This is a genomic window from Pseudomonadota bacterium (assembly GCA_016719885.1).
Taxonomy (GTDB): domain Bacteria; phylum Pseudomonadota; class Gammaproteobacteria.
In genome coordinates this window covers 139,744-148,801 of the sequence record JADJYF010000027.1, presented here as the reverse complement: position 1 = coordinate 148,801, position 9,058 = coordinate 139,744, and the positions used below count along the sequence as shown (strand labels likewise).

At 64.9% G+C, this 9,058-nt stretch carries 8 protein-coding genes and 1 pseudogene; 8 read left to right on the top strand and 1 reads right to left on the bottom strand.

Annotated features, from left to right (window positions below; genetic code table 11):
* Window positions 1-306 precede the first annotated feature (306 nt).
* Window positions 307-804 (top strand): annotated as a pseudogene (locus IPM80_24110) (hypothetical protein).
* A 2,374-nt stretch (window positions 805-3,178) separates the two neighbouring features.
* Window positions 3,179-3,526, top strand: a complete 348-nt coding sequence (locus IPM80_24105; protein MBK8961427.1) for a hypothetical protein — start codon at window positions 3,179-3,181, stop codon at window positions 3,524-3,526.
* Here the strand turns inward: IPM80_24105 and IPM80_24100 are convergent.
* On the bottom strand, window positions 3,490-4,560 hold the full coding sequence (locus IPM80_24100) for an AraC family transcriptional regulator ligand-binding domain-containing protein (GenBank protein ID MBK8961426.1): 1,071 nt from the start codon (window positions 4,558-4,560) through the stop codon (window positions 3,490-3,492). The genes IPM80_24105 and IPM80_24100 overlap by 37 nt on opposite strands.
* Before the next feature lie 150 nt (window positions 4,561-4,710).
* Here IPM80_24100 and IPM80_24095 point away from each other — a divergent pair, with 150 nt between their 5' ends.
* From IPM80_24095 to IPM80_24070, 6 genes are all read left to right on the top strand, one after another.
* Window positions 4,711-5,121, top strand: coding sequence for a hypothetical protein (locus tag IPM80_24095; protein ID MBK8961425.1), 411 nt, complete (start codon window positions 4,711-4,713; stop codon window positions 5,119-5,121).
* Window positions 5,118-5,825: a DUF1329 domain-containing protein gene (locus tag IPM80_24090; GenBank protein ID MBK8961424.1), complete on the top strand. Its 708-nt coding sequence runs from the start codon at window positions 5,118-5,120 to the stop codon at window positions 5,823-5,825. The genes IPM80_24095 and IPM80_24090 overlap by 4 nt, the downstream gene beginning before the upstream one ends.
* Window positions 5,722-6,051 carry a DUF1329 domain-containing protein gene (locus IPM80_24085; protein MBK8961423.1) on the top strand — a complete coding sequence of 110 codons (330 nt, stop codon included), beginning with the start codon at window positions 5,722-5,724 and terminating at the stop codon, window positions 6,049-6,051. Before IPM80_24090 ends, IPM80_24085 begins: the two co-directional genes overlap by 104 nt.
* A 25-nt stretch (window positions 6,052-6,076) precedes the next feature.
* Window positions 6,077-7,387: an acyl-CoA dehydrogenase gene (locus IPM80_24080; protein ID MBK8961422.1), complete on the top strand. Its 1,311-nt coding sequence runs from the start codon at window positions 6,077-6,079 to the stop codon at window positions 7,385-7,387.
* Window positions 7,388-7,711: 324 nt separating this feature from the next.
* Window positions 7,712-7,963: a hypothetical protein gene (locus IPM80_24075; GenBank protein ID MBK8961421.1), complete on the top strand. Its 252-nt coding sequence runs from the start codon at window positions 7,712-7,714 to the stop codon at window positions 7,961-7,963.
* A gap of 735 nt (window positions 7,964-8,698) precedes the next feature.
* Window positions 8,699-9,052 (top strand): hypothetical protein, encoded by a 354-nt coding sequence (locus IPM80_24070; GenBank protein ID MBK8961420.1) that lies wholly within the window; start codon window positions 8,699-8,701, stop codon window positions 9,050-9,052.
* The last annotated feature ends 6 nt before the right edge of the window (window positions 9,053-9,058 follow it).

The window sequence follows — 9,058 nt, the reverse complement described above, 5'->3', positions numbered from 1 at the left end:
GACATGGCGCAGCGCAAGATCCCATGACTCATGCAGGATTGGGAAACGCGCCCTCAACCGCTTCATCGCGGCTACTGACCGGGAAGTGTTGCAGGACGCCGGCAAGGTCACGGCGGAAATCGCCGGGCGCCCATGCCGAGAGCGAGTTTGAGAAGTACCGCATCGTTCAGGACCGGCTGTTCGAGAGCGACTTTGATCGGGTGGTCAAGAACCGAGGCCTGCCGCAAGCCCGATGACGCGGAATGACAGAATGGCTGATGAAGAAATCCACGCCCAGTTGAGCGACGGCAAAACGAAACTGGCCGAATTGACCGTACCGGCCTGGTCGGCCTGGTGCAGGATCCGTACGCGGCCAGCGGGCGATAACCAAGCCTTCATGCAACGCTTCGCGCTGGGCGGCGATGTGTTGAATCCGTACAAGGCCACCATAGACCGCTGGCTCTGGCCGGATATGGGTTCAAACCAGGACACCTCCAGTGGCCAAGGCCAAGAAAAAGCCATCCCGGACTACAAGGCCATCGGCCAGCCGGAGGGCCTGGCCGGGAGTTGATGGTGTTCTTTACCGCGAACGTGCAGCCGGTTTCAGCAATGATGTCGGCTTGCAGTACGAAGGATACTTTGACGCCTCGTGCGGATGTTCGGGCAAGCGTTGAAGGCTAGTTCCATGCGTTGCCTGCAGCTTGCCGTCCCGCACTGGTGGCGCGTCTGGATGCCGTGCGTCACATCAGCCATAACTTTGGCTATGGCGTCGGCGACGACATGGACGATTCCCTCGAGTACGGATCTGATGGCCAGTCAGGATGAACTGGCTGCCCTGCAAGCGAGAACGCGCGCCTCATCGCGTTGCTCGGAACGCGCGAGGAGTTGAATGGCGCTTATCGTCACGGCCAGAGCCACCACCCGAACCGTCCAGGCTGTCCACTGAGGAAAGGTCTCGCTGTTCCTGCGGCTCTTTCATGGGCGTGGCGCCCGCCTCAAGCTCGGGCGGACTGTTCACCAACCCGGCATGCAATATCGTCGGTAAACAAGCTGGATACATCACGTCGATTTGTTTTCAGCCTGGCAAACCCATAGCCGCGCGAACGTTGATTCCCCACAATCGACACCGCATTTAGCGTAAGCAATGTCGACCGGCCGGCTTTGGCGGTGCCATAGGCGCCTTTCGCACCCGGGCGCGACTTTCTGCTGAGCCGTTCGCCGCAGTGGCCGCGTGACCTGCCGGGTGTCTTTTGACTCGCTGCTTCGCGCTCAGGGGAGCGGTCCGGAATTCGCTCAGCATGTCCGGGCAAGGCACAGCCCTGCGCCGCCGGGAGCGCCTTGAGCGCCGCCCGATACCCTTGTCGATTTCTTAACGGCGGGTGCGCGCCGGGCGGTGGCGCGTGTTGAAGCAGGTGCCACGAATCCATGCGAAAAGCGTGACCCACTTCACAGGCTGCCGGAATATCTACCCAATCCCAACTATGCTCAGACCGACGCATCATCGCTCTGGGGAACAATGGGAAGTCATGTGGCTTCGCATCCTGGCCGTCGCGGCGCTATTCGCGCTGGCACAAGGCGCGCAAGCGGCCACGCTCGAACTCGTACTTTCACCCATCCGGCGGCCGTGGCGCACGCGCCCGGCGCGGACGGACTGGTTGGCACGAGTGACGACGTGCTCACGGCGACGCCTGGCGCCTGTAAGCTCGGCCCGAATCTCGGCGGCAGTTTGAGCTTCAACGGATTCGACTTTGGGCGCTTCCGCCCAGCGCAGCGCTACCGGCGAGCTATGACGCCGTGACGTTCCTCTCCGGCACGGTGCAAGTGGACACCGACGTTGCCGCCCATGGCGGCGGGCCGCTGGTGACCGGCTTCACGGTCTCCGGCTCCGGAGCCATTTCCCGGTCACGGTCCCTGCGGCCACCATCACCACCGTGCAGGCGGTTACGACCCCCACCCATGCGATGTCGTACTCGATATCGACTTCACGGCTTCAGTGCCGGGAGGCACCGCGAACGCGGCTTCGCTTTCATCTGTCGGGCATCGGCGCACTGATAGCTTGCGGATTTCGCTTCGCCCACCGGAATCGCCTTCATCTCGACGCGGTCCTGTTGCCTGCTGGCTGTTCCGCTCGGCGCTGACTTCGCCTTTCTTTGCCGCAACAGCGGCGCAGCCTGCTTCCAGCGGCGGCTCGGGGTGGCGCCTCCCGGCTGGCGCGATCACGGCCGTGCTGGTCGGCGTGCACATGGCACCTGTGCCAGCTGCCGGCGAGTCTGCACCGGTGGGGGGTCCGGCGCGGTGGGGCTCATGGGCTTGTTCAAACGTCGGCGTTTGAAGTTCCGAATTGACGGTGTTGTTCGGTCTGGCTGTAACTCAGCTTTAATAGGAGGAGCACGCGCGCCATGGACCCACCGATAGAATCTCGGATCCTACGTATCTTCCTTCACGCGACATTGCCGTTAGCCGTTCCATCGCGTTATCGGTACAGCAAGCGCACGCCGCGATTACCAGTACATTCGACAGCGACGCAGACGGCTGGACCGGCGATGACGTTTACCAACCAGGGCGTGTTCGTGAACGCCGCACCCTGCCCGGAGGCTTCGAACGCCTGCCGCCGGGGGCAACCTGCGGCCGACCGACGCCGGACCCGGGGCCGACCTTAGCTGCGCGCCCGCGCGCCGGACAAGTTCTCGGCAATCAGTCGACTTTCTCGGCGGCAGCGTGTCCTTCGGACCTGACCATCGATCTTCCAGCGGACCCGTCGACCAGATCCGCCGCCCTCCTGTTGCTCCAGCGGGGGCATCGCCGTTATTCATCGGCTCCCCGTTCCGAGTGTCGGCGCCTGGACCAGCTATTCGATCTCCTGCACCTGTCGCGCCGACGGTACTTTCGACAGGCTGTAGCGGCATCTGCGGGCGGGCGACCCGCTGTCAGCCCGCCAGCGCAGGCGGCAAGCCGACTCCCCGACCTCGTCATGGCCAATCTTACGCACTTCTCGATCACTGGTGAGTTCTATCAACGATGGTGAGAACTTCGATACCGTCGGTCTCGATAACGTCGTGTTGCAGGCCGTACTGATCCCAGACCTTTGCCCATGTTACTGGGTGGGCTGAGCGGCATCCTCCTTACTGCAACAAGGCCGAATCACCCGCCGCGCGCGATCCGGTTGAGCGCCGAAGGCGAGCGCGGGGGGGACCGCAGCGTGCTGCTCAGCACCGGAATCCGACCCACGCCGAGCACACACTTTCGTGGCGTGGTCGAGCATCAAGTTGCTGGTGGCACGGCGCAGCGGGCTTACGTGTCGCAACCGCCGCCGACGCGCCAGATCCAGCAACTGGAAGAGTTGCCGGGCGTGAGCTATCGGCCCTTGGCCAAGAGCGACAACCTGAGTTTTGATCTGTGCATGATTTTTCGTCGCGATGACGAATCACCCTTGCTGCGCGCATTCATCGATGTCGTGCGCGGTATAGCGGCCACGCAGCGAAGACGCAAGGCAAGACGCCTGAACCCGGCTCAGGTCGTGCCCGCCGCGCGTAGCGCGCGGCGGTAGTCGCGCGGCGCCTGGCCAGTCCATTCCTTGAACGCGTGGGAGAAGGCGATGGCGTCTTCGAATCCCAGGCGGTAGGCGATCTCATCGATGTGTACGCGCTCGCGCCGCATCAGGCGCCGCGCCTGCTCCAGGCGCACTTCACGCAGCAGCTCGCTGTAGGACGTCGAGGCGCTCGCGAGGCGGCGTTGCAAAGTGCGCTCGGTGAGTCGCAGGTTCGCGGCCAGCACCGACAGTGACGGCATCGGCACCATCGCGCGCAGGCGGCTGCGAACCACGTCGGCATAGTCCAAGGACATCAGCAATGCTTCGCTCATGCGCCGACACTGGCTGTCGTAGAAACGAAATGACAGCCTGTCGGCCTGCGGTGGCACCACGTTCCAGTCGCTGGCCTTGAAGCACACCTCGTTGACCGCCGCGCCAAACTCCAGTGGGCAATCGAAGTAGCGCTGGTAAGGCGCAGGTCCTCCGGCGCGGCGTGACGGAAGCGCACCCGCAGCGGCGGACAGCGCACGCCGAGCATGTCGCGCAGCAGGGTCACGGTGCAGGTGATGTCGTTGCCCGACATAGAAGCGCAGCGCCTCACCGACCGCCGCGTGGGGCTCGAACTGCAGGTTGGCGTGGGCGCCGTCGCTCCACAGCGAGCAATGACACATTCCCCACGACAGCAGCGGGTAGAACAACAGGGTGCGCAGCAGTTCGCGCACCGTCGGCGCGCTCGCCGCGGCCAGACCGAGCACGCCGAAAGTCACCATGTGGTAGCGCTGACCGACCAGCAGGCCGGCGTCAGGCCGTGCGAGGCGCGCGAGCGCCTCGCTGGTGAAGAGCGTCTCCTGCGCCACGCGCACGCGGTAGCTCGGTTCTTCCAGCGCGAAAGGCGGGATATCGGCCGCAAGCAGCAGCGGCTCGATGTCGTGCCCCGCGGCCTCGAGGACCAGGATCAACGGTCCCAGGCCGTAGGCGAATCGCACCGGCGTGGCGAGGTCGTTGCCGACCACGAAATGGGTGCGCTCCGGCCGCGCTGCTCGTCCGTTCATCATCACCACTCCCCCCACGCACTGCGCGTGGCGCGTTTCGACATGATTTTTTCGCGATCGGACATTCCGCGCGACAGAGCGCGCCCCGCACACTTCGACCACGGCCTACCGTCATCTGCCGTCGAAGACCCCGGGAGTACCGCTGCCGCCATGACCGCTTCGCCTTTGCTCAATCGCATGTTCGGACTGTGTGACGCCTTGATCTCGGTCATGCTGCTGGCCTCGCCGGCCATCGCCGTGGCGAACGACCACGCCGCCCTGCAAGCCTGGCTGGCGGACGCCGCCACGGCGCCGGTCGACGGTCTCGCCCCCGGCAGCTACGACCGCTCACGGCTGGCCGAACTTGCCCCCTATCTGCCGCCCGGCTACCACGCCGAGTTCGATTTCGCCGGGCTCGAGTTCGAGCTCGAGCCGACGCAGCACTACGCTCCGCACGTCAGCTACGAGGACGCGAGCCGTCGCTTCGCCGGCCAGGCGCGCATCGCCGACGATGGCAGCCTGGCCGGCCATCAGGCCGGCAGCCGTTCACGGCCGCGCAGATCGAGAGCGCCGACGCCGTGACGGCCGGTTACATGGTTGCCTGGGATCACGTGCATCGCTGGGAGCATCTCGGCTTCAATGCGCCCGACACGCTGATCAGCTACATCCGCGCCGGCGGCGCTGCACCGCTGGCTGCAACGGATGGCCTGCTCGGCGAAGGTGTCATCGAGCGCCAGATGCACATGTCCTATCGTCGCACCTACCTGTCGGGGCTCGCGCCGCTCGCGGCGCAGGATTACCGCCTGCCGGTGCGCGGCGGCGCCGGGCTGCTGTTCAAGGAACGCATCGAAGTGCTGGCCCCGTTCGATGTCGCCGGCACCACCATCATCCTCGAACGGCCTCTGGACCAGACGCTGGGTGACCAGGTCAATTCCTACCTGCCGACCGAGCGCCGCGTACGCCGCTTGTCGGCCCGCGAGCGTGCCGACAGCTGGATGGGCACCAACTGGACGCTGGACGACTTCGGCGGCTACGCCGGGCTGGTGATGGACAACACCTGGCGCTACCTCGGGCGCAAGGTCGTGCCCTATGTCGCCAATACGCGCCACGAACACGTGCTGACCCAGGGGCCGCTCAGCGCCATTCCGCGTCGATCGCTGGCAGCTACGCCCGTGTTACGTAGTGGAAGCGGTGCCGCGCTGGAAAGGTCATCCCTATGGCCGGCGCGTGCTGTTCATCGACGCCGAAACCTTCAGCGTGGCGCTGACCCTGGTCTACGACCGTGACGAGCGCCTGTACAAGGTGATCAACGGCACCTACGCACACGGCGACGGCGCCCTCGACGGTGACCCCAGTCTTACCACCTCGCGCATGCGTTCTTCATTGGTGCTGAACCTGCGTGAGCAGACCGCCAACGTCGCGCGGGTGCTCGAACCGACCGACTATGCGCCGCCCAAGACCGCGTTCCTGGAGCGCGTGTTCAGCGTCGCCGATCTCAACAGCGGGCGCTGAACAGGCGACGCGAAGGAGTAGCATCATGGCCGTACCCGTCGAGAACTTCCTGCCCCTGGGCGAAGCCGCGCCGCATACGCGCATTGCCGGCTGGCCCGAGACACCGCACACGACACTTGGCCCGCTTGGCGCCGAGATGGCGCTCGGCGAAGAGGAGCAGGCGATCTGGAATGTCGTGCATCGGTTCGCCGAGCACGAAATGCGCCCGCTCGGTCGCCAGCTCGACCGCCTGCGCCCGGAACAAGTGATCGCCGCCGACTCGCCGCTGTGGCCGTTCATTGCCCGCTACCACGAACTGGGCTTCAGCACCGATGCGCTGTTCAACATGCCGCCCTTGCAGCGCGCGCGCATCCAGTGCCTGGTCAACGAGGAGCTGTGCTGGGGTGATGTCGGGCTTGCGTTCACGGTCGGCGCGGCGACCTTTCCGCGTTTCATGGCGCGCAGTTTCGGCAACGACTACCTGGCCGAGCGCTGGCCGGAGACCACTATCGGCTGCTGGGGGATCACCGAGCCCGACCACGGCAGCGACAATCTCGACCCCGAGGGTGAGGCGCGGCACGCGCGTGGCGAATACGGGCGGCCGAACTGCATCGCCACGCTGAAAACCGACCGCATCGTCGTCAACGGGCAGAAATCCGCGTGGGTGTCCAACGGCACCATCGCCCAGCTATGCGTGCTGTTCTGCGCCTGCGACAGCGGCGCCGGACCTGACCCCCAGCATGGCTGCGTGGTCATCGTACCGCTGGACGCGCGTGGTGTCAGCAAGGGCAAGCCGCTCGACAAGATGGGCCAGCGCGCGCTGAACCAGGGCGAGATCTTCTTCGACAATGTCGAAGTGCCGCGCGAGAACCTGCTGGCCGGGCCGGAGTTCTACCAGCGCGCGGTCTACACCATCCACCAGGAGGCCAATGGCCTGATGGCGGTCGGCCTGACCGGCGTCGGACGCGCCGCCTATGAACTGGCGTTCGAGTACGCCCACCAGCGGCGCCAGGGCGGCATGGCGCTGATCAAGCACCAGCACGTCGCCTATCGCCTGTTCCAGATGTATCGCAAGCTCGAGGCGAGCCGCGCGCTGGCGCGGCGCGTGGTGGAGTACAACGCCACTGCGGCGCTGCCCTCGCTGTCGGCGGCGATGGCCGCCAAGGTGCATTGCACCCAGTCCGCGTACGAGATCGCCCACGAGGCCCTGCAGATGTTCGGCGGCAACGGCATGACGCGTGAGTACCCGCTGGAGAAGCTGCTGCGCGACACCCGCGCCGGCCTCATCGAGGACGGCTGCAACGAACTGTTGTCGATCAAGGGAGGCTTTGGCCTGGCTCGCCCCGAGCTGCTGTGAAGCGGTGGGCGCGGCGCGTATCTCCCTGCCGCCGCGCCCATTGCCTTCTGCGCTGGCCCTCCCCGTCGGGCGGCAGCCGCCTGTAGCTGGTAAATTCTTCCCGACCCCCGATTTACCCCCATGATGTAATCCGTCCGTCGCTTTTTGCTTTCGACAACCCAATTGTCGACCCGAGTAATCCGCGGACGTCGAGAATTCGCGGCGAGGCGTGTCCCTTTTATTTCCGGAAGGTGGATGAATCTGATGCGCAAATCGACTCAGCTTGGATACATCTGACGCGGCATGCCGAAGGTCCGGTGGTGCGAGAGGGCATCGGGGGAAACGATGACTACAAAAAGAACGTGGATGGTACGCGCCGGGCGCGACGCGCATGCCATCAGCGAGTTCCGCGAAAAGGGCGTGGTCGCCGTCGGTTGGGGACAGCTCCGCCCACTGAACGATTTCGTGAATCGTGAAGCTATCGAAAAAGCTATTGCGGAATCTCGTCCGGACCTCTCTCCCAAGCAACGGCTCAATGCGGCAAGCCAACATGACCCTTCAGAATCGGATTCTTGCAATCCGCGTCTTGGGTTCTGACCCCGAACGTCGCGAATACCTATGGCGCTGACGAGCGAACCGATATTTCGACCCCGCTGGTGATGGATTTGCCCATCGAACGGCGCGTCACCTGGGACGCTTCAGTACAGCGGACAGCCTGTCGGCGGCGTCACGGACTCGGTGGGCGCAATTCAGACCTTGTTCGATGCCGGATGAGTGACGGTTCGAGATCGACAGTCTCGGGCCGCCCCCCCGCATCCGCCCCCCGAGCACCCGAGGCCGCCGACGCGGAAGAGGGTTCTGCTGAACGATCTCCATGCCGCCAAGGCGGCGAGATCATCAAAGACCGCTTGATGCTGCCGTGGGACGACATGGAGTCCCCTGGTTGCGCGGGACGTCGTCGCGCCATGGGTTACGGGCAGGGATGACTTCGCGGGCGGACCAGCACGACTTCAGCGCCTCCCGACGGCTTCGGATTTGAGCAACCCGGATCGAGGCCGAAATCAAACACCGCAGGCGGGGCCCCAGGAGATCCGTAGTTTCATCGGCGGCCGGCATCAAGGACGGTCGGACTATGAGCACCGGTCTTTCACGGACTACGAAGCCGACCGCGCCGGCATCCCTGCTGCATGGTCGCGACGACTTGGTGTCTGCGACCGTCCTTGATGGAACGATGGATGGCGACAACCACAACGCGGCTGATCAGATTAACGCCGTGGCCGCTTTGCGTCCACGCCACAGCATGTCGGGCGCGCCCGCAAGGCGGAAGTGAACATGCCCAGTCTTCATATGGCCATCAAGCTCGTGCTGTCGGCGGGCATCATCGTCGGCGTTTCTGGAAATCGCGCGCCGCTCAACTTTTTAGGCGCGCTGCTTGCCTCCTTGCCGCTGACCTCCTTGCTTGCATTCGTGTGGCTCTATGTCGAGACCGGCGACGTCGAGCGCATCTCGTCACTGTCGGGCAGCATTTTCTGGCTGGTGCTGCCGTCGCTGGTGTTGTTTCCTGCTGTTGCCGGCCTTGCTGCGCGCGGCTTGGCTTTGGCGAGTCTCGCGGCGTCGGCCGCGGCAACCACCGCCGCGTATTTCGCGATGATCAAAGTGCTGGGCGCGCTGGGCATCGATCTTTGACCGGCG